Annotated in this window: 25 protein-coding genes; 7 read left to right on the top strand and 18 right to left on the bottom strand. The window is 37.5% G+C overall.

Annotation, left to right across the window (positions count from 1 at the left end):
- Positions 1-17: 17 nt before the first annotated feature.
- The 3 genes from KO529_RS04010 to KO529_RS04020 all read right to left on the bottom strand — a co-directional run bounded on the left by KO529_RS04010 (position 18) and on the right by KO529_RS04020 (position 2,333).
- Positions 18-806, bottom strand: coding sequence for a glucose 1-dehydrogenase (locus KO529_RS04010; RefSeq protein WP_215946617.1), 789 nt, complete (start codon positions 804-806; stop codon positions 18-20).
- A gap of 59 nt (positions 807-865) precedes the next feature.
- On the bottom strand, positions 866-1,609 hold the full coding sequence (locus KO529_RS04015; protein ID WP_215946618.1) for an SDR family NAD(P)-dependent oxidoreductase: 744 nt from the start codon (positions 1,607-1,609) through the stop codon (positions 866-868).
- Positions 1,610-1,862: 253 nt separating this feature from the next.
- Positions 1,863-2,333: a hypothetical protein gene (locus tag KO529_RS04020; RefSeq protein WP_215946619.1), complete on the bottom strand. Its 471-nt coding sequence runs from the start codon at positions 2,331-2,333 to the stop codon at positions 1,863-1,865.
- A 196-nt stretch (positions 2,334-2,529) separates the two neighbouring features.
- Here KO529_RS04020 and KO529_RS04025 point away from each other — a divergent pair, with 196 nt between their 5' ends.
- Positions 2,530-4,101 (top strand): hypothetical protein, encoded by a 1,572-nt coding sequence (locus KO529_RS04025; protein ID WP_215946620.1) that lies wholly within the window; start codon positions 2,530-2,532, stop codon positions 4,099-4,101.
- 379 nt (positions 4,102-4,480) lie between these two features.
- Positions 4,481-4,969, top strand: a complete 489-nt coding sequence (locus KO529_RS04030; protein ID WP_215946621.1) for a Dps family protein — start codon at positions 4,481-4,483, stop codon at positions 4,967-4,969.
- Positions 4,970-5,207: 238 nt separating this feature from the next.
- Here KO529_RS04030 and KO529_RS04035 read toward each other — a convergent pair whose 3' ends face one another.
- From KO529_RS04035 to KO529_RS04080, 10 genes are all read right to left on the bottom strand, one after another.
- On the bottom strand, positions 5,208-6,239 hold the full coding sequence (locus tag KO529_RS04035) for a helix-turn-helix domain-containing protein (protein WP_215946622.1): 1,032 nt from the start codon (positions 6,237-6,239) through the stop codon (positions 5,208-5,210).
- A 25-nt stretch (positions 6,240-6,264) separates the two neighbouring features.
- A complete protein-coding gene (locus tag KO529_RS23640; RefSeq protein ID WP_215946623.1) occupies positions 6,265-6,426 on the bottom strand; it encodes a lmo0937 family membrane protein in 162 nt (53 codons plus the stop codon).
- 44 nt (positions 6,427-6,470) lie between these two features.
- Positions 6,471-6,611 carry a hypothetical protein gene (locus tag KO529_RS04045; RefSeq protein WP_215946624.1) on the bottom strand — a complete coding sequence of 47 codons (141 nt, stop codon included), beginning with the start codon at positions 6,609-6,611 and terminating at the stop codon, positions 6,471-6,473.
- Positions 6,612-7,008: 397 nt separating this feature from the next.
- Positions 7,009-9,588, bottom strand: a complete 2,580-nt coding sequence (locus tag KO529_RS04050) for an ATP-binding protein (protein WP_215946625.1) — start codon at positions 9,586-9,588, stop codon at positions 7,009-7,011.
- A gap of 13 nt (positions 9,589-9,601) precedes the next feature.
- A complete protein-coding gene (locus KO529_RS04055; RefSeq protein ID WP_215946626.1) occupies positions 9,602-10,048 on the bottom strand; it encodes a response regulator in 447 nt (148 codons plus the stop codon).
- Positions 10,049-10,060: 12 nt separating this feature from the next.
- On the bottom strand, positions 10,061-10,624 hold the full coding sequence (locus KO529_RS04060; protein ID WP_215946627.1) for a helix-turn-helix domain-containing protein: 564 nt from the start codon (positions 10,622-10,624) through the stop codon (positions 10,061-10,063).
- Positions 10,625-10,874: 250 nt separating this feature from the next.
- Entirely contained in the window at positions 10,875-11,195 is a 321-nt protein-coding gene (locus KO529_RS04065; protein WP_215946628.1) for a hypothetical protein, read from the bottom strand.
- A gap of 212 nt (positions 11,196-11,407) precedes the next feature.
- Positions 11,408-11,599 carry a hypothetical protein gene (locus KO529_RS04070; RefSeq protein WP_215946629.1) on the bottom strand — a complete coding sequence of 64 codons (192 nt, stop codon included), beginning with the start codon at positions 11,597-11,599 and terminating at the stop codon, positions 11,408-11,410.
- Positions 11,600-11,670: 71 nt separating this feature from the next.
- Entirely contained in the window at positions 11,671-11,832 is a 162-nt protein-coding gene (locus tag KO529_RS04075; RefSeq protein ID WP_072862602.1) for a DUF1328 family protein, read from the bottom strand.
- A 140-nt stretch (positions 11,833-11,972) separates the two neighbouring features.
- The gene (locus KO529_RS04080) at positions 11,973-12,857 is read right to left on the bottom strand and encodes a mechanosensitive ion channel family protein (RefSeq protein ID WP_215946630.1); all 885 of its coding nucleotides are present in this window, start codon (positions 12,855-12,857) and stop codon (positions 11,973-11,975) included.
- 484 nt (positions 12,858-13,341) lie between these two features.
- Here KO529_RS04080 and KO529_RS04085 point away from each other — a divergent pair, with 484 nt between their 5' ends.
- Together KO529_RS04085 and KO529_RS04090 are read left to right on the top strand one after the other, a co-directional pair.
- Positions 13,342-14,625: a DUF2254 domain-containing protein gene (locus tag KO529_RS04085; protein ID WP_215946631.1), complete on the top strand. Its 1,284-nt coding sequence runs from the start codon at positions 13,342-13,344 to the stop codon at positions 14,623-14,625.
- A gap of 105 nt (positions 14,626-14,730) precedes the next feature.
- Complete coding sequence (locus KO529_RS04090) at positions 14,731-16,092, top strand: NAD-dependent succinate-semialdehyde dehydrogenase (protein WP_215946632.1); 1,362 nt, start codon at positions 14,731-14,733, stop codon at positions 16,090-16,092.
- Positions 16,093-16,116: 24 nt separating this feature from the next.
- Here KO529_RS04090 and KO529_RS04095 read toward each other — a convergent pair whose 3' ends face one another.
- From KO529_RS04095 to rho, 4 genes are all read right to left on the bottom strand, one after another.
- Positions 16,117-16,734 (bottom strand): nitroreductase family protein, encoded by a 618-nt coding sequence (locus KO529_RS04095; RefSeq protein WP_215946633.1) that lies wholly within the window; start codon positions 16,732-16,734, stop codon positions 16,117-16,119.
- Positions 16,735-17,316: 582 nt separating this feature from the next.
- Positions 17,317-18,006 (bottom strand): hypothetical protein, encoded by a 690-nt coding sequence (locus KO529_RS04100; RefSeq protein WP_215946634.1) that lies wholly within the window; start codon positions 18,004-18,006, stop codon positions 17,317-17,319.
- 31 nt (positions 18,007-18,037) lie between these two features.
- Positions 18,038-18,730: a hypothetical protein gene (locus KO529_RS04105; RefSeq protein ID WP_215946635.1), complete on the bottom strand. Its 693-nt coding sequence runs from the start codon at positions 18,728-18,730 to the stop codon at positions 18,038-18,040.
- Between the two features lie 198 nt (positions 18,731-18,928).
- Positions 18,929-20,623, bottom strand: coding sequence for a transcription termination factor Rho (rho, locus tag KO529_RS04110; protein WP_215946636.1), 1,695 nt, complete (start codon positions 20,621-20,623; stop codon positions 18,929-18,931).
- Between the two features lie 197 nt (positions 20,624-20,820).
- Between rho and KO529_RS04115 the strand changes: the two genes are divergently transcribed.
- Positions 20,821-21,231, top strand: coding sequence for a DUF4293 domain-containing protein (locus KO529_RS04115; RefSeq protein WP_215946637.1), 411 nt, complete (start codon positions 20,821-20,823; stop codon positions 21,229-21,231).
- Positions 21,232-21,408: 177 nt separating this feature from the next.
- Here the strand turns inward: KO529_RS04115 and KO529_RS04120 are convergent, their stop codons facing one another.
- Positions 21,409-21,906, bottom strand: coding sequence for a metallophosphoesterase family protein (locus tag KO529_RS04120; protein ID WP_215946638.1), 498 nt, complete (start codon positions 21,904-21,906; stop codon positions 21,409-21,411).
- A gap of 224 nt (positions 21,907-22,130) precedes the next feature.
- Here KO529_RS04120 and truA point away from each other — a divergent pair, with 224 nt between their 5' ends.
- Together truA and KO529_RS04130 are read left to right on the top strand one after the other, a co-directional pair.
- Entirely contained in the window at positions 22,131-22,883 is a 753-nt protein-coding gene (truA, locus tag KO529_RS04125; RefSeq protein WP_215946639.1) for a tRNA pseudouridine(38-40) synthase TruA, read from the top strand.
- Positions 22,876-24,642, top strand: coding sequence for an ABC transporter ATP-binding protein (locus KO529_RS04130; RefSeq protein ID WP_215946640.1), 1,767 nt, complete (start codon positions 22,876-22,878; stop codon positions 24,640-24,642). Before truA ends, KO529_RS04130 begins: the two co-directional genes overlap by 8 nt.
- Positions 24,643-24,658: the final 16 nt, after the last annotated feature.

Below are 24,658 nucleotides of genomic sequence, written 5' to 3' on the forward strand. Positions count from 1 at the left end.
CTAGCTTCGTTCAAATACTAATTAAATCCGCCAGCAATCATGTGCCCTCCATCAGCTGTAAAAACCGATCCGGTACAATAGCTGGACGCATCGGAGGCCAAAAAACAGGCTAGGCCGGCCATTTCGTCCGGAACGGCCATTCTTCCCGCCGGTAAATGCCGGGTTACCTGGTCCAATATTTTTTCGTTCTGCCAGAGGGCCGAACTGAATTTGGTCTTGATAAGTCCAGGGCAGATGGCGTTGGAACGGATACCAAACTTGCCCCATTCCACGGCCTGTGATTTTGTCAACATAATTAAAGCCGCCTTACTAACACTGTACAGCCCCAATCCAACACTTGGTTTCATTCCTTCTACCGAGGCAATATTAATAATACTTCCGCCTCCCCTTTTTTTCATAATGGGATAACATAGATTGGCCAAAAGGAAAGGGGCCTTGGTATTTATATCCATTATTTTGTCAAATAAAGCGTTTTCCATGGTGTCCAAGGGTCCATAAAACGGATTGGTAGCGGCATTGTTCACTAGGATATCCAAACCTCCAAAAGCATTTACCGTTTCCTCTACCAATTTTTTTAATTGATTTTCATCACCAACATGGCAGGCTATCCCCAAGGCATCGTATCCATTCGCTTTTAAATTGTTTGCAACTTGGTCAACTGCTTCTTGGCTACGGGAACTAATGACTACCTTGGCGCCGTATTCGGCAAGACCTCTTGCAATAGATTCTCCTATGCCTTTACTGGCACCAGTGACAATGGCCACTTTGTTCTTTAAATCGAATTTTTGTTTTATCCTTGTTTGCATCCCGCTTATTTTATTAGAGTTATAGGTTCTAAATATTTCTTATGGGTATGAGGCTCAAATTAAACCGGCATAGCACCTCCATTGGCATGCAAGGTGTGGCCACTTATAAATCCGGCTTCCTTGGAAGCCAGAAATAAATAGGCGTGTCCCATATCTTCCGGTGTGCCAATCCGGCCTACGGGAATCATCGAAATCCCTGCTTGGATAACATCCTCAGGCATTGAATCTGTCATTTCAGTTTTAATAAATCCCGGGGCAACAGCATTTACGGTAATATTGTATTTGCCAACTTCCCTGCAAAGGGAATGTGTAAAGCCTACTATAGCAGCTTTACTGGCGCTATAGTTGGTCTGCCCAAAGGCGCCTTGGAAGGCATTCACGGAAGAAGCGGAAATAATCCTGCCGTAATTGGCCATTTTCATATGTGGCACAATTGCCTTGGCGGTTATGTAAAGGGAGTCTAAATTTACCCGCATAACTTGGTCCCATTCCTCGCGACTCATTTTTAGGATAGATCGGTCACGAATTATTCCGGCGTTGTTAATGAGTACATCTATCTTTCCATATTCGGAGATGACCTTTGCAACAGCCTTGTCAACAGAATCTTGGCTGGAAACATCCACATTCTGGTAAAATATTCTGCCGCCATCCTTGGCAATTTTGTCCGCAGTTTTCTGGCCTTCTTCCAAAACATCCCATAGGGCTACAGTGGCGCCTTCATTGCAGAATACTTTACAGATTCCTTCACCTATACCTCTTGCTCCGCCGGTAATGATTACAACCTGACCCTCTAGTTTTTTCATTTTTTTTTAATTATTTAACTGGTTTTAATTCAGTAATTTAAAAAACTTTGAAGACAAACTCTAATGAAGTAACAAGTATTATTGGCAGAGGACAACTGTGGTAAGCCCTTATGGCAATCTGGGTAATTAAAAGTTTGAAATAATTTTTAGTTGGCCAAAAGCAACTATAGAATGAAAATACCCTAGAAATCAAGGAAATTGATACTAGGGTAATTGGTGTTTATATTTTTAATCATTTCAAAACTGATACCTATTAAAACTGATACCTAACACCTAATGCAATATCCAGATCCAGGTCATCGGAATAGTTATCATTGAAACCCAACTCGGGACGTATGTCCAAGGATAACAGAAGGGGGAAATCAAAATTACATTCTATACCTATATCTCCGGCAACTAAAGCAAAGGTACCATCTCCTCCCGGGGAATCGAAGGAGCCTAATCCTGCCCCTGCACCTACATACCAGTTAAATAGTCCTTCTATTGGCATCACCCATTGATATAGTCCAACCAACTTAAAGGCATCAACATTTTTGGAATCGCGCCAACCTAGGTCAAATTCAAGCCTATTGTTATCCGATACCGCTCTTTGATAGGATACTTCCCCTCCAAATCCGTCATTGTCCCCAAGCCTTAGACCAATGGCGTTTTTGGAAATTGCTTGGGCATTGGCCGCCGCTATTGTCATTGTTATAACTGTTAAAGTACTCAGTATTTTTTTCATGATTATGATTGTTTTATTTTTTACAAGAATAGATATTCTTTGGTTTCCCCATTGTCCCCATCAAAGCAAATTATAACTCCATTGGTACCCATAGGGATGAACTTTTGAAAAAGTCAATATTTAATTTTGTAGGGGCATTAATCAAAATTGTTTGCTCGTACTTTGTGGATAGTAGTTTTCAATCTTTAAACTGATTATGGCCGACCGCAAACCGAAAAATAGAATATTTTGGATCATCGCTATTGCAATAGCCCTGATGCTACTTTTATTAGCCGTCCTGCAATTTAAGGCCAGAAGTTATATTGAAAATTTCTTGAGCCAAAAAATACCTGACCACATACATTTGACCTATAGCCAAATTCATGTAAACCTGATAAGTGGCTCCGTGGGATTAACAGACGTTGGGTTGGATTTTTTGGATGAGGACTCCAATCGTAGAAAAGCGGGGATGAGGTTGGATGCTATTGATATAAAGGGTGTAGGTTATTATCAGGCCTTATTTGGTAACACAATAAGTGTTAGAGAAATTCAATTGTTAAGGCCAAAGGGGGAATATTATCAAGGGGGGCATCAAGTTGAAAAAGATGGGATTTCGGCCTCTGACAGTGCCAAGGAAAGAACGTTGTCCATAGCCCAATTGTCCGTTGTAGATGGCGAATTCAGGATATTTGGAAAGGATCCGGACACTTTGGTTTTTTCGATGGAAAACTTGAATTTGTCCCTTGAGAATCTAAAAATGGACAAGGAAATTGTAGAACGTATAATTCCATTTGCCTATGGCGATTACGATTTGAGTACCGGAATGGTTTATGCGGATCTTGGACCATTTGAAGCGCTAACCCTAAGCGGTACAACTATCACGAACAAAGAATTACAACTTAGTAATTTATCCTTGAAGTCCAAGTATAACAAGATAACTCTTTCCAGAAAATTGGACAAAGAGCATGATTACATTGATTTGGAAATACCCGAAGTTGTTATGACTAATATGGATTTTGGATTTAATGCTGAACGATTTTTCCTAAACACCAAATCGGTTGTTCTCCAATACCCAAAAATGGAAATCTATCGCGATAAGCTTGTTCAGGACGATTATGAACAAAAAAAACTATACAGCCGAATGTTACGCGAGTTGCCCATAGATTTAAATGTTTCAGAGATTAAAGTCAACGACGGATATATTTCGTATTCGGAATTGGTGAAAAGTGGGACAGTTCCGGGAGAGATTGTATTTGCCGATCTTGGCGCTACAATAAGCAATGTTTCCAATACCCAGGAAAGCGGCGAAAAGACCGAGATTAAGGCTGTGGCCCAACTTATGGGGGAAGCCCCAATTGAGCTGACATGGAATTTTGATGTCCACAAGGAGAACGATGCATTTTTCGTATCTGGTGTTGTCACTAATTTTAAGTCCAAAAGCATTAATCAATTCCTGAGATCCAATCTACGCACGGAGGCCGAAGGTGATGTGCAAGAGCTTTATTTTACTGTTAGTGGTGATGCAATTAGTTCTACTGGGGATATGAAAATGAACTATGAGGATTTTCGTTTTACAGTGCTTAAAAAGGATAGGATGGGTGTAAATAAACTATTGACCTTTGTTGGCAATATTTTCACCAATGATGGCTCCAAAACGGACGAATCGGGCTACAGATATGGGGAAATATATTCAGAGAGGGATAATACCAAATCATTCTTTAATTATTTATGGCTCAATGTAATGGACGGCATTGTCAATACACTTACCGGTGATGGCAAAAAGGAATAATTTTTTACCAGGATCAGATCAAGCTAAAAATAGGATGGGATATTCTGATTTAGGGGTTACTTTTTTGGCGCTGTATAGAATAGGGATATCCTTTTAAAGGACCAATCAAAATTGGCATTCATATAATCCGGGCAGAATACTTAAAAAGAGCTAAGCTTCTCCTAAACAAATATACACTTACATTGCTATACCTAAGGTAGGTTTAGCATCATTCAAAAAGTCTCACAACGGCTGTTTTTTAGTTTGTAAATAGCTGCTTAAATGCATCTCTTTGAATCTTACTCAAATAGAGCAAAGCAAAAAATCGTTTGGATCAATGTTTCCGTACAAAGTGCCTTAACTTGTTGTTATTAACAAAAAATAAAATCATTAATATATTATGGAAACAACACAAGCAACTATCGGAATCAAAAAAGACAATAGAAAAGCCGTAGTGGCCATGCTGGGCAAACTTTTGGCGGACGAGTATTTGCTGTACACCAAATTGAGAAATGCGCATTGGAATGTAGAGGGAATCGATTTCCATACCAAACACGTTTTTTTTGAGGAAGAATACAATAAGATAGAGAAAATTGTAGATGAGGTTGCCGAGAGAATACGTATGCTAGGTTTTTATTCTCCGGGGACTTTGAACGAATTTTTAGAACTATCACATTTGAAGGATGAAAGTCCAAAAAAGAACGATAGCTCCAGTTTTATGGAAGTTTTATTGGAAGACCACGAAACAATTATCAAGTTTATTAGAAAAAGTATCAGTGAAAATGCAGAGGAGCACAATGACGAAGGTACGGCCGATTTCATAACAGGAATTATGCAATTGCATGAGCAGATGTCCTGGATGCTACGGGCTTCCTTAAAAACCTTTTAATAAGCAATAGGACTTAGAAAGTTATTAGACAACGGCAGGAAAAACTCCTGCCGTTTTTTTATGAAGTAAGAGATTTTAAGGCCGGTCTGCAGCATCCAGTAATTGGTATTTAGTATTCCTTGAAGGAGGGGTGAATGGGACATAGATGGGCCAATAGGGATGTAGGTCTATTGATCAAGCCTTTAAAAACAAAAAAACCAGTCTAAAGACTGGTTGTGTAAATAATCTCAACTATATATTAGGCTGTAACAGCTACCAAATTTTGATGGTCCTGATAATGTTTAGGACTACAGTTGTATTTTTCCTTGAATATTTTGGAAAAATAGCTTCTGCTAGTTAGGCCTACACTATACACTATTTCCGAAATGTTGAGGTCGGTAGTCTTAATAAGGTGTTCTGCGGTCTCTACCCTAACGTTCCTAATGTAATCTGTGACCGTTCTGTCGAACAACAGTTTAAAACCTTCCTGTAATTTCGCCGGTGAAAGACCCGATTTCTTGCTTAGGTATTTTAGGCTGTATTGAATTTCCGGATAATTTTTGATGAAGTTGGATAACTCTTTTATATCATCCATTTCATCTTTGGTCAAGGATCCGAAATTGTTTTTTGCATTTTTTCTATCTTCCTTATGTTGTTGAATTTCCATGGCCAAAATAACATGTACAATACCTTTTATCAAAAGATTTCTAACCAATCCCTTTTGGGTAATAGCACCCAACTGTTGTATTTTTTCGGCAATCTTTAGGTTGTATGAACCGATATAGGCAAAAATGTTCTGTCCTAGTTTTGGCAAAAATGTTTTTAGTAACTGATTTCTTAGAAGGTCGGTATTTTCATCATCTTGATCAAGTTCATGTGTATCCACCATTATATTGGATAGTTTTACAACTTCATTTTTCCTAAAGAACAAGGTGGTATCCTGACTGGGGTCACAGGAAAATATTCCTGTTTGGAATTGGTTAAGGAGTCTTTTTTCTCCTTTGATTCCGAAACTGTGACTGATTTTTCCTTTGGCACAATACATAAAGTGAATGGGGTTGGTAATCGGCATATTATTGATGAGAAGCATATCTTCCTTGAAGACAATGTCGTATTCCATAAAAGATATATTATTCTTAAAGGAAACCCCGCTAATGACACCGCTTACCAAATTATTGTGCAGTTCTAGGTTATACTCCTGTGGTCGAATTTTTAATTTTCCGCCCAAGTCTTGCTGTAACTGATTAAATATGTTGGCTATATTGTTCGTTTTAAGATATACAATTTTCATGTTTCCGTATTTTAGAATTAGTACTTCATTTATCTCTAATAACCCTGGTAATAAATAATACCACGGCAAGTAGTAGGAATAGATGTATTATTATGCCGACGTTGAATATAAAAAAGCCAATAGCCCATAGAAAGAGCATTATTATTGCTGCGATAATCAACATTTTTGGCATTTTCCTTTTTATCATAATCAAAAGGCCACTTGGCCTTCGCAATTAATTAAGTCTTGGACTTAGTTGGCTTCTGAATGGCTATTGGTCATGCCCATGATAAAATTATCAGGAAGATCATAATTTTTGTTGTCCTCGGAATCCAAGGTCCAACTTTTTCCAATTTTTGAATTCAGTTGATAGGGTTCTGTTGTCTTTTTCATGTTGGCTGTCTTTATATTGCTTATTGTGTTCCACAAAGTTCGTTACAGAGGGTGCCTTTTATGTTATACAATTTTTATATTCTGTTATATAATTCCACGAAATGACCCCTATTTTATTAAAAAGAGCAAGATTTTAATGGACAGAATCAATGATTAACAAGAATTTAAGTAGCTGTTTTATTGGGATTTTTGGTTGTGTTAGAGTATCTTTTGCTAGGTATTTTTCTTGATAAAAGGAAGTTATTGGTTGTACCCAATCTTAGGGTAATATTTAATTTAAAGTGATTTTGTTATAATTAAGAGGAGAGGATTCAACTACTAAAGAGCATGTTTAATGCGGTAGTTTTTGAGATTGATGCCCGCTTAGAAGAAGATATTTCTGGGGTATATGTCTTATTTAGACAGGCAAATAGATGTAAAAGGTAGCTCCTTTGTTTACTTGGCCATAAGCCACGATATGTCCTTTGTGTTTTTCCACGATCTTTTTGCAAATAGCCAATCCTATTCCCGTGCCGGAATATTCGTTTTTTTGATGAAGGCGTTGGAATAGTTCAAATATTTTATGGGCATTGGCCTGCTCAAAACCAATACCGTTATCCTTAACGGAAATACAGTAATATTCCTTGGCTTTTTTATGAAAATCATCAGGAATTGAAGTGCGCTGCATTTTTTTGCAAGCGATTTCTATTTTTGGAGTATCAAGAATACTGTGATATTTGATGGAATTGGAAATCAGGTTGCTGAATAGTTGCTCTAACTGAAAGGGGACACCTTTTACCTCAGGAAGGTCGCCAAGTACGAATTCTACCCCCGACTCCCTAATTGGGGCCTCCAGATCTTCCTGTACTTTTTCCATAACAAGATTCAGGTCTACTTGCAGGAAGTCCTTTTTCTTTTTGCTAAGTCTGGAATAGGATAGTAGGTATTTTATAAGGGTCTGCATCCGGTTGGCAGAGGATTTTACTTTGTCAATGTATTGCGCTTGTTGTTCCGTAAAATTTGAGGAATTGGAATCCATTATCCTCGAAATGAACATTTGAATTTTCCTTAAAGGCTCCTGAAGGTCATGACTGGCAACACGGTTAAAAGATTCCAATTCACTATTGGTGCGTTTTAGTTCCAGGTTTTTATCCTTTAGTTTTTGTTCATTTTTTAGTTCTTTGGTGATATCTTTGACTACCCCGATAAATTCGGTCTTTAAAAAATGGCCTGTATTCTGAAGGTGTTTTACCTTCCCTTTTTTGGTTATAATGCGATAGGTGAAATTGGTGATTATTTTTTTCTCCAAGGCCAGGTTTAGTTTTTCGTCATAAACCATAAGGTCTTTTGGATGCACAAAGGGCCTGTAATTTTCAGGTGCTGGCTTAAACTCGTTGGGTTCGCAATCCAATAACCTGAAAAAATTATCGGACATGGTGGCCTCTTGGGTTTCAATATTCCAACGGTAGCTACCAATTTTGGCAACCGCCTCCGCATCATTTAAAATAGAATTCTGTATCGTTAATTGTTCGTTAAGCTCCAATAAACGTTGTTTGGTATTAATTACCTGAGTGCTGTCATAGGAAGTAAGGGTAATACCATCGTTTAGTTTATTTATGGTAGTATGGACCCAAACGCGCTTTTCTTTTAATGGATATTCGGTTTCATGTGTTTCAATGGTGCCATTGTTGGCACATTTTACCATCAAGTCATATAATCCCGTTTCATGTACAAAGGGGTAGATTTTGGAGATGGATTTTCCTATCACTTCATCGACCTGTTTTCCGGTAAGGTTCTCACTTTCGGTGTTGGTGAATAAATATTTGAAATCTATTATTTTACCATTCGAATCTCTCTCGGTAATAAGATGACTAACAGTATTACTGGTGCTTTCAAGAATATTGTTCAAAAAAGACTTGGTTTCTATCAAATTGTGGTTCTGCTTTTCCAGCTGTTGGTTCAAATCCTTTAAATTCCGTGTAAATTCCCTTTCGGAGGTCGTATCGATGGAAGTGGTTAAAACCCCGTCCTCCATTTTTACAGCAGTGGTCCTGAACCAAAACTCATGGCCATTGTATTGAAAATGTTTTTCGAATTTACGGGTGCCCCCCTCTGCAATAACCTTCGATAATTCGTCAAAAATGCCATTCTCAAAGTTAACGGGAACTAGTTCGGACATTTTACGTTGCTCTATTTGGTCGGATTTTCTCCCTAGAACCGATTCAATTTTTTCATTGGTAAATACGATGGTAAAGTCTTTTATTTCACCGCTTGTATTGTAAATGGGCAAGAAGTAACTTATAATATTGTCTGTACTACTTAAAATATTTTGAAGGAATTTCTCTGCGGTGACTGTTTTTTTTCGCTGCGAGTTTATCTGTAGAAATGAGATAATGAAGATAAATAAGGCAAACATACCCAAGAGTAAAGTCATTAGGGGCGTAAATAATATTTGCGATCTATATTCTTCCTTGCGCTTTGCAAGTTGAATCTGCTTTTCTTGATACATTTGGTTTCTAAGCAGATTCAACTGGGTAATGGACTTTGAAACCTTGGTTATTTTTTTCCTATCACTGGAAGAGTAATTTGTTTTTTGGAAGGGAATATTTGCTATAATCTTTAAGGAATTATAAAGGCTGTCCTGCCAGGATTGTACCGAAAGTAGAATTTTCTGATGTACAGAATTATCTTGGGTTAGCTTCCTAAGTTTTTGGAAGGACTCCTGTACTTGCGGTTTGTAGTTTTCATAGGAAGAAATACCCAATGTGTCCTGGGAAAGCAGATTTTTAAGCTCCGTAGACTGCATTTGGGCATAATAGGAAAAAAGTTGATTTATTTCCATGTCCACCTCCAAGGTATGGGAAACCATATCTGCCGATTGTCCAAGCTGTACGATCTGCTTGTAACTGATGCTCCCAAGAAACATAAGTAGGGCAATGGCCAAAATAAGCGAGACGGCAAGTACTTTTGGAGAGGATGTTATTTTTCTTATCGGCATGCCTTAACTCCCTTTAGATCCTTAATAAAAAATTATCCTTGTTCAAGGCCGAGGTATGGTATTGCCAATTGAGCTGTAAAACCTTTTCAATTGCCTGTTTTAGGGCCCCAAAGCTATTGGGTTTATTAATGTAAATATTGGCGCCGTTTACAAAGGTTTCTTCAATATCGGCTTCGGAAGAAGATGTTGAATATATGGCAACCAGTAGGTCCTGAAGTCTAGGGTGGTTTCTTATTTCATTGAGGCACTGCATTCCATTCTTGACGGGCATGTTTAAATCCAGAAATACTATTTCCGGTAAGATCACATTGGGCAGGACCAAGTAATCCATTAACTCTTTTCCATTATTGAAAAGAGATAATTTAGTCTTAATTTTAATTTCATTCATGGCTTCCTTGAACAATGTTCTGTCATCTTCATCATCATCGGCCAAGGCTATGTTTAGCGTATGTAAGGGCATATTTTGGTCTGGTTATTTTTGGGTTAAGGCTCTTTCTTTCCGTTTAAGGATTATTTTCTGAAAGGCGGAAGGAGTAAGTCCGGTCGTTTTTTTGAATTGGGCCGATAAATGTGATACGCTGCTATAGTTAAGCTTATAAGCTATTTCGGTTAAAGTTAGTTCATTTTGAAGGATTAAACTTTTGGCTATATCTATTTTTTTTAAAATTACAAAGTTCTCAATTGAAGAGTAGGTCGCTTCAGAGAATACTGAGGACAAATAGGTATATGAATAGTCCAGTTTTTCAGAAAGATAGGTGGAGAAATTGTAAAGTTTAGGGTTCTCTTCATCATTGATCCATTCTGTAACGGAATCTTTAATACGTTGCACCAATGCCATTTGTTGGTCATCCATAATTTCTATACCATATTTTCCCAAAAGAGATGCCATTTCCTGTTCTTCCCCAGCTGTAGGCCTTCTTTCAAATTCAATTTCCCCTACACCGTGAATGGTGTATTTCATTCCTAAGGCGTCCAATTGTTCCTGTAGAACAGCTTTACAGATAAGGTTAAAATCAAATTTTAAATAGATTCTCATTAATTGCATATAATATGGGCCTGTTACATGGATTCCCGTAAACAGGGAAAACAATTTAGGCGTTATACACAAAGATGATGATTTTTTAATTTCAATTAAACTGCTCAGTGAATTTTTTATCCATTGTACACCTAATTGATACCGTAGCTAATATTTGCTACTATCTATATGTGCAGCCTTACTCGCATTCTAGGAAGTGGTTATAATGCCTTGTGCATGCTGTGGTAGCTTTATTAGCGATTAAATGGTTTTAGTTTGTTATGTAGTTTTCTTCGGGAATTTCCTTAAAAAATTCTGCTGTTTCAATATTGCTCGATGGGCTATAATTGGCCAATACTGTTCCCTTGCTGCCGTCGTTTGTTTCCAAAATATATAAAATGGACATGTCGGACGGATTGCTCATACCTTCGAAGCGATATTCCTTTAAAATAGTAACATTTTCAGGCGAATATTCAATTTTCGTCTTCAAGTCGATCAATTTCATGTTTTCCACCCGGTAGTTGCCATTAAAGCCTTTTTTTTGATATTTATCTATAATTTCTTTTTCGTTCTTGGCAAATTCATTCTTCATTTTCATATTTTTTAAATTTATATCGGATTATATTTTTAATTGAATCTTTGGAAAAAGGTTCCTTTGTTTTTTGTAACCAAAAATCATTGGTTATACTATTGGGTATGAGGTCTGGGCATTGTCATGTATTTCCTGGGCGAAATAAAAACGGACAAAATCCGCAAAGGAAAATGTCCGTTCATAACAAAATCTAACCAACCAAAGAGAATCTTTTAATTGTCGTCCGTGGCGTCATCTATTTCATCACCAATTTCTTCCACACCTTCCTCAATATCGTCACCTACCTGTTCTATTCCGTCCTCAATCTTCTCACCTGTAGTTTTTTCTTCCCTGCAACTGGTAAAGGTGGATAAAGAAATAGTAAATAGTAGAGCGAATAAAAAGTATATTATCGATTTTTTCATTTTTATAGTTTTAGGATTACGTACTTGTGTACTTAATGTTGTTAATGATAATTATTACAAAGCTGTCTTATTTAGACCTTACTTCTGCCTGTAAATAATGATATTACAAAGAGAATCAAGAAAATAAAAAATAAGATTTTGGCAATACTGGCAGCTCCTGCTGCTATTCCCCCGAATCCGAAAATTGCGGCGATTATTGCTAATATTACAAATGTTACTGTCCATCGTAGCATGATATATGTGTTTTTTAGGTTAATACTATAAATTGTTCTTTAAACAATCTCTGAAACAAATCTCGGGATATTAAATCACTTTGATTAACGTTATCACATTAATGGTTAACACAGATGGTTTTAGTGTAACTTGTTTTAATTCAGTTGTTTGTAGGGTTGGTGAATTTGATGTTTTCCGGAATGTCCAATGTTCGTATAGGGAAGGGGATATTAATGTTGTTATCGTCAAAAGCTTTCTTTATGGCTATCATGGCGATAGTTTTGGCTTTTAAGACCTCTAGAGAGGAGGTGGATTGAATCCAAAATCGAGTTTCAAAATTTATGGAGCTATCGCCAAATTCGGTATAAAGAAAAATTACTTCCTTGGCATTTTCTACGTTGTCAAAATGGGAGGCAATGGTCTTACATACCAAGTCGCGCACAAATTCCAAATTGGACGAATAGGCAACACCGCACTTAAGGATTACACGGGATTGTGCTGTTGTTGAGAAATTTCTTATTGGGTTCTCCAAAACCAATTTATTGGGAATGTAAACCAAATTATTGTCCGATTGTTTTATGGTTACTGCCCTTAGGTCTATATCGATCACCTCACCTTCATAATCATTGCTCTCTATCCAATCCCCAAATTTTATATGCTTTATATAGGAAAGTACTATACCGGAATAGGTGTTGGCCAGGGCGCCCTGCAATGCCAGACCTACAGCCAGACCTGCTACCCCTGCACCCGCTAAAATTGTATTTAGCGTTTTGCTTAGGTCCAAGATTCCCAGCACTAGAAATAACCCGGTTAGAATTACCAAAACAGAAATTAATTTGGTAATTAAATTCTTCATGGATTTTTGTAGACTGCTTTTCTCCAATAGTTTCCACGTAAGTTTGGTGAAATATTTGGAAAGTAGAATTACGATGGTGAATACGAACAGAGCTAAAATAATATTGGGTAAATTCACTATTAAACTGTCTACCCAAGACGTTAGTCTATTGATCATTTCCTCCCAGGCCTCGTCTATATCTAAATCCATAACCGTACTTTTAGTTGTTGTTTTAAAAGTTAAGAAGATTTTCAGGAATAACCCCATGATTCTTAAATATACGTTTATAATAAACGCTGATCCAATAAAAATGGTTCCGATATTTAAGTATATCGGAACCATTAATTAACAACCAACCTAACCATCTTAATCGAATTACTCTTGTAGTTTACAGTAATTCAAAGAAGAATACATTTAAACCCAAATGTCCCCCCGAAATTATGGGTTTACCTGATTGCCAAAACGTAAATGGCAATATTCTTTTTCTAATAAACCAAAATTATCAAAGGCGTTCAATATATGTGTGCTGTAATATCAATAAGATTGACTCTTTTGCTAATCTATAAAGTAGATGACATGGGTTGATTTGTTCAATTCATTCAATTTCAATGGTATGTGATACAATTTATTGGTATTGGGTTAGTGCAGTAAAAGGGATTAACTACCTTTAATCAACTTGTTAATTGGTTGCGACATGTTTAAATCTGCTATTAAAATAGTCAAGGTATTATATCGTAGAGTGCTATTGAGCATTGCATTTTACCCTGTGCTCATTTCATTCGGCTATTGTCTATTGGCATTTATAATACTGGAACTGGAAAGTTTGGAATTGGCCAAAAGGTTTAAAGAACAGATTCCTTACCTCTTTATAGAGGATTATGAAACGGCTAGGGCCATATTAACAACTTTAATTGGTGGCATTCTTTCTTTAACGGTATTTAGTTTTACCATGGTCATGGTGGTACTCAGCCAGGCTTCTTCCAATTTCTCTCCAAGATTATTGCCAAGTCTGGTCTCCAATAAAAGACATCAATTAATTTTAGGGGTTTATATAGGTACACTGTTGTATTGTATTATAATTCTCATTGTTCTTGGAGCCAATGATATTGAAACCCATTCGGTGGGGTTCTCAGCCATGTTGGCCGCAATTTCAGGAGTATTTTGTACAGGATTGTTTGTATATTTTATCCATAGCATTTCAGTCTCTATTCAAATTCAAAATATAATAGATAATATATTTCGATCCAGTTCAAAATATTTGGATAAGGACTTTGAGGATTCTAGTAGCCTAAAGGTTGGGTTGCGAGAATTTAAGATGGATGATTTTGAAACCATTAACTCGGATAAGTCGGGCTATTATAGAGGGTTTGATGACTCTTTGTTAAGCGATTCCTTAGTTGGGAATTGCCATCAATTTGAAATACTGCCATTCGTTGGATGTCATTTATGGGAAGGAATGCCATTGATAAGAGCCCAGAATTCGCTTTCGGATGAGGATTTGAAAAACTTAATGTTGTGTATAAATATTTCCAGTAATAGAAGTGATCAAAACGAGGGAATAGACGGATTTATTAAATTGATGGAAATAGCGGTCAAAGCCATGTCACCGGGGATTAACGATCCTGGAACTGCCATTGATGCCATTAATAAATTGGCACCATTATTTGTGAAGATTTTGAGATTTCCGCCTAAGACTTCCAACTCCTTAAGGGACGGCAAGATTATCATAGTCAGAAATAACGTTATGGCCAGGGAATTACTTCAGACAATTATTCAGCCTATCAGGTTGTATGCAAAAAAGGATAGTTCAGTTGTTATTGCCTTGCTTGGGGCCTTAAAATTTATAGCGCGTGATGCAAAGGTTTCCAAGGAAAATAAGGAAGATGTGAAAAAGGAATTGGAAGCTTTAAAAATAGATGTGGAGGGAAATATTGAGAATAAATTTGATCGCGAAAAAGTTTTGGCAATGTTTGAATAGAAAAATTATTAAGGAGCAATTCTGTAACTGGTTTGTTGTATTGAGTTATACCATTTATACAAACCTTTTATCTTGCATTTTGTAACAATATAAAAATTAAAACACATGGAATATATAGAGTCAGTAAACTCATATAACGGAAAGCCTTTGGAAAAGTATAGAATGTTTTCTGATAGTGATATAAAGAGGGTATTGGAAAAGGCCGAACTTGCCTTTGAAAGTTGGAAAATTGAAAGCGTGGAACATAGGTCGGGACTGTTGAAAAAACTGGCCAAGGCATTGTTGAAAAATAAAAAATCCTATGCCCAGTTAATGTCCAAGGAAATGGGAAAGCCTATAAATCAAGGTATTGCCGAAATTGAAAAATGCGCATGGGCCTGCGATTTTTATGCCAAGAATGCCGTTAGGTTTCTTGCAGATGATCTTATAGAAACCGAGGCTGACGAAAGTTTTATAAGTTACGACCCCATTGGTTGTGTATTGGCTATTATGCCCTGGAATTTTCCCTTTTGGCAGGTTGTCCGCTTCGCGGCACCTACGCTCACTGCCGGTAATACTGTAATATTAAAGCATGCCAGTAATGTTCCCGGTTGTGCCATGGCACTTCAGGAACTATTTCTTTCGGCAGGCTATCCAGAGGGAAGCTTTCAGTCTATTATTGCGGACCATCAACAGCTTGAGTCTATCATTGGAAATTCCATTGTACAAGGTGTTACCCTGACGGGAAGTGAGAAGGCAGGTAGGGCTATTGCGGCCCAGGCAGGAAAGCATTTAAAAAAATGTGTTTTGGAACTAGGGGGCAATAATGCCTGTATAGTTTGGGAAGATGCCGATTTGGACAAACATTTGGACACCATGGTAATGGCCAGAATGCAGAATACCGGACAGAGTTGTATAGCGGCAAAAAGATTCATAGTAGTCGAGGCTATATATGAGGAGTTTCTAATGAAATTTTCCAATAGAATCCAAACTCTTAAATCTGGAGATCCGTTGGATAAACACACAGATATCGGTGTAATGGCCAGGGAGGACTTGGCCAAAACATTGGCGCAACAAGTAAATGATTCCTTGGACAAGGGGGCTCAGGTTAAGCTTGGAAATAAACGGGACGGTGCCTATTATGAGCCTACAGTACTTACTGGTGTAGTTCCTGGTATGCCCGCCTTTGATGAGGAACTTTTTGGCCCAGTGGCAGCTGTGGTCAAGGCAAAAGATAGAATGGAAGCCATTGAGATGGCCGCAAATTCTAAATTTGGTCTAGGATCCATGCTATTCACAGAGGATATAAAATCTGCACGGAAAATAATAGGGAATATACCGGATGGGGCATTTTTTATCAATGAAATGGTAAAATCCGATCCAAGATTACCTTTTGGAGGTACAAAAGCGTCGGGATTTGGTCGTGAGCTTTCCATGGAAGGTATATTGGAGTTTGTGAACAAAAAGACGGTTTATATAAGGAAATAGAATTTTAATGGGAATTTGCTATTGCTATATATTTTGGTCTGTACCCCAACTATTCCTAAAAGCGAATTGATTTTGGGGCATACGTTGCCGTTCACTTATTTCTTTTTTCTGAAGCTTTTGGGGCAGATCATCCAGTTCCCCGCCATAGTAGCCTAGGGCAATTGCCGTAACAATATGGAATTCTTCTGGGACATTGAAGATGTGTTGGGCCTTTTTGTAGTCTAAACCGGCCATATGGTGCATGGCTATCCCCATGTACTGTGCCTGTACGGTCATTGCACCCAATCCCATGCCCAAGTCGTGAAGGGCATGGAAATTTTCTTTTCCGTTTTTGCTTTCTTTCTTATATGCTGTAAGCATTAAAAGAGGGGCATTTTTTGCCCAAATCTTATTGGAATCTGTTAGGTTGTCTATGATTTTTCCATAAGCCTTTGAACCTTTTTCTGCATATAGGAATCGCCAAGGTTGTTCGTTATTGGAACTTGGAGCCCAACGTACAGCTTCAAAAAGTTGGTGCAAATGTTGTTCAGTGACTTTTCTATCCTTAAAAATCCGAGGGCTATATCGCTGTTTTAAGAGTGCAAATATTTCATAATCGGAATCGGCGATATTTTCTAATTGTATTTGTTCCGGTGCTGTCATGTTTCTTTTTTTTAGCAAAGTTTTATTAATCCGTTTCTTTTTCTTGCAATAAATGGGTTGCCAAAATAAATGCTTCTGCCATAGCAGCTTTTTTTAGTTTGGCCGCTCTTTTTATGGGTTTAGGGACTTGCTCTAGGGTTTAACATCATTAGTTTCTAATTTTATTAAATGGATCGTATTGCAGTTATGGTCCAACCAAGGAGCAACCGCTTTGGTTGAACGCGGTAAATGGGTCTTCTTTATTCCTGGTTATTTTGAGCTGTATTTGCCGCTGGTAAAGGGCAATGTGTGCCTCTGATCCGTTTGTTTGTAGCATCCCCAGGGGATGGCCCACAGGGGGCTTAAACTGTATAGGCTTTAAAAATTATATCAATAATAATAACTTGTGGGATAATTTATTGACCCAAAACCAATAATAATTGATTCTTTTCCAACTGGTTTTTAGAGCTAATAACGATTGGCAGGGGGCCATATAGTTGTTGTAGTATATACGCCTGAAATAGCGTCAGGGACAATGTGGTAGGCAATTTGGCAGGTGGTACTGCTACAGAGAAACTCCAAGGGGTTTTAGCTTGTCCTAGGTTAAACCCAAAACTTACGTTTCATTCTTAGGAATCCGATAATAAAACTGATATACATCAATACGATCAGTGATAGGTGTATTCTTCTAATATGAACATATTCATTTAATTGGTAGGTATAATTATAAAATCTGGAAGCCTTGATGGGGGCATAACCCAGGTAAAAAATTAACAATCCAATGCTAATCCATTTAATTCCTGTAAACCTATAATCCAATTTTTTTGAACTATGCCTGTGTTCCAAGAAAAAGAGGATAATACATATTAAAATGGCAATAGCTCCCGCCAAATAACTAAATACCTGTGATTCTAGTTTAAAGTTTTGAAAAAATGGATTTATCAGCGAGGCGGTCAGATAAAATATTCCGGCCAATAATATATAATTTTTATATGTTTTGTTCTCTATATAGCACCAATAGACGTAAAAAAAATAGCTAAAGAAAACTAAGTTATAAATATTGTAAATAAAAACATTGTGCTTAACAAAAGCAGAGAAAATGGAAATATGGAATACCTCATAGTTCTTTGTAAAATAGCCCAATAATTCTGTTAGGAAGGTGTACATTATAAGTATTGGGAAATACTTTAAAGGTGTACTGTAATATTTGGGGTATTTTATTAAGGCTATTAATAAGGTTACGGCATAGAGAGGTTGACTGGCATTCTCTAAAATAGTATCCAATATTTCCATTTTTGCTTTAATCTGGGGTTAATGGGTCTTATTAATCCTCATGGTATGGTGGAGGAACCATATTGGCCTCGTTCAACACCATACTTTTATTTTTGGCATAGAAGGGGGCAGGGGATGCTGTTGGCATAAAGGAAGCCTCGGATTTACTTTCACTAGACTGCATCCTGTCCATTCCTTCCTCTTTTTTTGGTTCCAAATTATCTGTAAGTAAAACGGGGACATTTTTGCCATCGTCCTCTTCCCTAATGTAGTACCCGTATTCCCGATTGTTTTTATCCTTAATGGCAGGAATGATAAAAAATGAATTTTGCTTTGGATGTTTTATTTCCCTGCCATCTTCAAAGGTCTTTTTATCTGGATAATTGGAAAAATAAAAACGTAGGGAGGAAATTTCCACATTGGCCTTTTTAGCTTCTTGTTCAATATAGTTCATATATTCCTTTATGGTATTGTAATCATAATAACCAAACCGGGCTACATCAAATTTCTTCTCAGGGGCCAGTTCATTTTCATATTTTTCAATTAGGCCAACCCTTCGCTCGCCGTAGGCATCGTACATAGTTTTTGCCTGGGATACGGAAACAATCTGCTTGGGAGCATTAATTTCCATAGGTTCAGGTTCTGTCATAGGTGATTTTTCCTTTTTTTGTTCACAGGAAGTGAGACCAAAAACAACAAGGATTCCAAGGCACAAGTTTGCGTGAATTCTTTTTAGGTTTTTCATAATTTAAATTTTTACAATTAGTTGTTAATTAAAGTAATTATTTAGTGGTAAGCGTTGGGGGAAAACACTTGTTAAATTATATGTTAAAGTACTGATTATTGTACATCTAAAAAAATCATGTAAAAAATAAATCCCATTTGGCAAAGGCCAAATGGGATTTTAAGACTGTCCCTATTTTAAGGGATTATACTTATTAGGTTATTGATTCATGGTCAACAAAAACTCTTCGTTGTTCTTGGTTTGCCTAAATCTTTGTTCAATAAATTCCATGGCCTCAACCGGATTCATGTCGGCCAAATACTTTCTCATGATCCACATTCTCTGAATGGTGTTTTCATCCAGTAAAAGGTCGTCCCTTCTTGTACTCGAAGAAGTAAGGTCGATAGCAGGGAATATTCTACGGTTGGATATTTTTCTATCCAATTGCAATTCCATGTTACCTGTTCCCTTGAATTCCTCAAAGATTACTTCATCCATTTTAGAACCGGTTTCGGTAAGTGCAGTTGCAATAATGGTTAAGGAACCTCCACCTTCAATATTACGTGCAGCTCCAAAGAAACGTTTTGGTTTGTGAAGGGCGTTGGCATCCACACCACCACTCAAGACCTTTCCGGAGGCAGGTTGTACGGTGTTGTAGGCACGGGCAAGACGGGTAATGGAATCCAATAGGATAACCACATCGTGACCACATTCTACCAAACGTTTTGCTTTTTCCAAAACAATATTGGCAACCCTAACATGTTCTGTAGCTTCCTTGTCAAAAGTAGAGGCAACAACCTCACCGCGAACATTACGCTGCATGTCCGTTACTTCTTCTGGACGTTCATCTATCAAAAGGATAATTTGATAAACTTCTGGATGATTTGCAGCTATACCATTGGCTATATCCTTCAAAAGCATGGTCTTACCAGTTTTGGGCTGGGATACGATCATACCTCTTTGACCTTTTCCAATGGGACTGAATAAATCTATAATTCTTGTAGAAATGGTACTTTGTCTTTCCGCAAGATTGAATTTTTCCTGTGGGAACAATGGGGTCAAGTGTTCAAAAGACACCCTGTCCCTAACTATTTGGGGATCTATCCCGTTTATCTTATTCACTTTAATAAGTGGGAAATACTTTTCACCTTCTTTTGGCGGACGTACATTCCCAAGTACGGTATCTCCAGTTTTTAATCCAAATAATCGTATTTGGGACTGGGATACATAAATATCATCTGGAGAAGAAAGGTAGTTGTAATCAGAAGATCTTAAAAATCCGTAACCATCCTGCATAATATCCAAGACACCTTCACTTTCTATAATACTGTCGAACTCAAATTCCGGTTCTTTGTATTTGTTTTTTAGGTCCTTATCAAAATTGCTGTTGTTTTTGTCAACATTGCCTTTTTGATGGTGTGGATTTTTTTTATGCTGAGGTTTGTTGGCTTGCGGAGTATTTTGCTGTGATGCATTTTGTTGTGGTGCACCCTTTTGAAATTCCTTTTTCGCCTGAACAGGACTGTTGTGTTGGCGGGGCTTTCTTTCGCGTTTAGTATCCTCTTTTTTATCTTCGACCACAGTTGGAGTTTCTTCTGGGGTGCTGGGTTTTTCTGTTGGAGTAACAGATTTTATTTCCGGCTTTCCCGGTGCAGCGGCTTTTGTTCCGGCCTCTTTTGGCTTCGACTTGATTATTCTGGACCTTTTTGGCTTTGCTGGGCTACTTTCCTCTGTAGTTGTAGTTGTAGTTGTAGTTCTTTCTTGAACTATTTTTGGATTGGATGCTTGTACATCCAAAATTTGATAGACCAAATCAAGCTTTTTTAAAGTTTTAAATTTGGCAACATTTAGGCCCTGGGCTATTTCCTGAAGCTCAGGAAGCTTTTTTGATTTTAAATCTGAAATCTCAAACATTAAGTTTTGAATAAATTATACTTATTACGAAAATATGAAGTGTATGTTGTTCTTGTTTTTGGATAATAAAGGGAATGAAATCCCCTGTTGGTAAGTAATCTGACTTATAACGTAGCAATATTACAAATTATTTTCAATATTAGGGTGATAATTTTTAAAAAGACGCTTATTTTTGCTTCTAAATTGTATTATAAAGCATGATTCAAAGAATTCAGACTCTTTATTTAATCGTAGTTATACTATTAGGGGCGGTTGTACCGTTTTTTGTAAATCTATGGTCGGATGCTAGGGGAAATGAGATATTTGCGGAAAATGAAGTATTTGTTTCCATTGCTTTTTATGCCGTTGCAGTCCTTGGACTGTTGGGGATAGTTTTATTTAAGAATAGACAAAATCAATTTGTAGTTAACAGGTTGAATATGATATTGAATCTTTTTTTACTAGGATTTTTCGTTTACCGATCACTAAACTTATCCGGAGAAACTTTGGTTTCTGAGAAGGGTATTGGGATGCTGATTCCTGTATTTTCTATCGTTTTTTTAGTCCTGGCCAACAGGGCAATAAAAAAGGATGAAGATCTTGTAAAATCTGTTGATCGATTGCGTTAAGCCTAACATCTTAGTAGTATTAGTGCGTGAACCCGGGGTAGTGCCCGGGTTTTTTTTTGGTGAAACTCAGATTTAAAAAGTTGCTTGTAACGAATTTAAAACTGTTAGTTGAACTAATCCCTTTTTTTTAGCGGGATATTGTGGTTTATCCCTTAGTATCTTATAGGCCAATGATAATCATCCCCTCTTACCAAGCTCAATAATCTCTAAATCCTTAATATTCTCTTTGTCTATTGCAAATCGCAACATGGTCCGTATTTGATGAAAACCATGGATGCCGCACGCTCCGGGGTTCATATGTAACAGGTTTAACTTTTTATCCCACATTACTTTTAGGATATGGGAGTGTCCGGAGATGAAAAGTTTTGGTGGGTTCCTTTTGATCTCTTCCCTGATCCGTACATTGTATTTATTGGGGTATCCACCAATATGGGTCATCCAGACATCAACATCCTCACATTTAAATCGGTTGTCCAATGGATACTCCAATTGAATCCTATGTTCATCTATATTACCGTAAACTCCTTTTACCGGCTTTATTTTTTCCAACGTATCCATTACCTCCAAATTACCAATGTCTCCAGCATGCCATATTTCATCGGCCTCCCTAGCGTATTTTAGGATTTTTTCGTCCATATGCCCATGGGTATCGGAAAGAAGGAGTATTTTTTTCATGCGTTTAATTCTTTTTAATTTTTTTGCCAAGAAAGCAAATTGCAAATTTAAAAACTGTGTAAACCTAAGGTTCCTGCCTTGGAATTTTGGAGCTGTAAACATAAGGGAATTGGATAAATGGGCATAGTAAAACTTTATAACAATATTGTATTAAAACATTTCAGCTATCTGTTTTTCTCCCTTAGAACAAGTATCTTTGCCAACCACAAAACTAAATTATTCATTTGAGATATTTCGTCCAATTTTCTTATCAGGGCAGGTCGTATCACGGTTGGCAAAAACAGCCTAATGCAATAAGTGTACAGGAGGTTTTGGAAAACGCTTTTTCCTTAATTCTACGGGAAACAGTGTCTTTGACCGGTGCGGGTAGGACGGACGCTGGAGTCCATGCCAGGGAAATGTTCGCCCATTTCGATTCCGATGCGGTTTTTGAAGGTGTGGAATTGGTTCATAGGTTAAACGTCTATCTTCCTGAGGATATAGCCATTGTTTCTATTGTTGAAGTTCCGGCGGAGGCACACGCCCGTTTTGATGCTTCTGAGCGTACATATGAATATTGGATAGTTCAAAAAAAGAATCCCTTTTTGGTAGATGGGGCCTATTATGTGAAATATCCGTTAAATATAGAGCAGATGAACAAAGCTGCAGCTATTTTAGTGGAACATAAAGATTTTGAGTGTTTTTCAAAGTCGAATACCGATGTAAAAACCTATCTCTGCGATGTTAGGAAGGCTCAATGGACCAAAGATGGGGACAAGTTGGTTTTTACCATAAGTGCCGATAGATTTTTGCGGAATATGGTCCGAGCCATCGTTGGAACACTTATAGATGTCGGTTTGGACAAATCCTCCCCGACCAACATAGAATATATATTGGCCAGTAAGGATAGAGGAAAGGCAGGGGTATCGGTACCTGCAAAAGGATTATATTTGACAGCAATAAAATATCCAAAAAATATTATTGATTACAATGGATAAGGATACGGGTAAAGCATTTGATTATAGATTGTTCAAGCGTCTGCTTAGACATGTTAGGCCATATAAATTAACTTTTTATGGCGTTGCCATAGCAGCAATCTTACTGTCGGGTTTTGCTGTTCTTACCCCTATTTTGGTGGGTGAGATAGTTGATAATGCCATTACCAATAAGGATGGTCAAAAATTATTGACCTTGACCTTGGCCATGGTGGGTGTACTGTTGGGCGAAGTTTTAAGTCAGCTTTATTTTAATTATTACGCCAATTGGTTGGGAGAATCCGTTATAAAGGATATTCGGATAAAACTATTTAACCATCTTATGGGGTTTAAGATGAAGTATTATGACAATTCTTCCATAGGTTTATTGGTTACACGAGCGGTGACGGATATGCAAAGGATAGGGGAGATTTTTAGTGAAGGTTTCTTCGTTATCGTGTCCGATTTACTTAAAATGTTGGTGGTGGCCATTGTAATGCTTGTAGCCAATTGGAAGCTGTCGTTAATAGTATTTGCTGTTTTGCCTATAATTTTATACGCTACAAGACTGTTTCAAAAGGCCATGAAGGTTGCTTTTATTGAGGTTAGGGCCCAGGTTTCCAATCTTAATTCATTTGTTCAGGAACGTATTACCGGAATGAAGATAGTGCAGTTGTTCACCAGGGAAGAAATAGAGAAGGAGAAGTTCAGGGAAATCAATGAAAAACACCAAAATGCTTGGTTAAAAACGGTATGGTACAACTCCATTTTTTTTCCGGTCGCTGAAATTGTATCCTCTATTACCGTAGGATTGATAGTTTGGTACGGAGGTCTGCAGAATGTTGCCAATATTAGTAAGGAGGAATACGGTACCATTTTCATGTTCATATTGCTGTCCAGTATGTTGTTTAGACCACTGAGGCAAATTGCGGATAAGTTCAATACCCTCCAAATGGGAATGGTAGCTGCCAACAGGGTGTTTAAAATATTGGATACGGACAGTAATATTCAAGATGTAGGAACAATAGATAAGGATAGTGTTAAAGGTGATATTGAATTTAGCAATGTACGCTTCGGCTATTTGGAAAATGAGGAAGTGCTCCATGGAATTTCCTTTAAGGTAAAGGCGGGAGAGACCATTGCTATAGTAGGGGCAACAGGTGCTGGGAAATCCACCATAATTAATTTGCTAAATCGTTTCTACGAAATTAATTCAGGCGCTATTTTGATTGATGGTATCAATATCAAGGACTACAAATTAAGCTCATTAAGGTCTAAAATTGCCGTGGTGTTGCAGGATGTATTTCTCTTTGCCGATACCATTGCCAATAATATTTCCCTGAAGAATGATGCTATTACCATAGAACAAATGGAACAGGCTGCCAAGCAGATAGGTGTCCATGAGTTTATTTCCAGTCTTCCAGGAGGGTATACCTACAATATTAAGGAAAGGGGAACTATGCTTTCCAGTGGTCAGCGACAATTGATAGCCTTTTTAAGGGCCTACGTGAGCAACCCCAGTATTTTGGTATTGGATGAGGCTACTTCATCGGTAGATACGTATTCCGAACAGTTGATACAACGTGCAACGGAAAAGATTACCGAAGGGCGCACTTCCATTATAATTGCCCATCGATTGGCAACGATTAAAAAGGCCGATAAAATATTGGTAATGCAGGACGGCTTGATAGTAGAGACCGGAACCCATAAAGAACTATTGAAACAAAAGGGGTATTATCAAAATTTATATGAAGCCCAATTTTTGGCAGAAGAGGTAGCTTAAAGAAAAATAAGTGCTG

The organism is Arenibacter algicola, assembly GCF_018860365.1.
Lineage (GTDB): Bacteria > Bacteroidota > Bacteroidia > Flavobacteriales > Flavobacteriaceae > Arenibacter > Arenibacter algicola_B.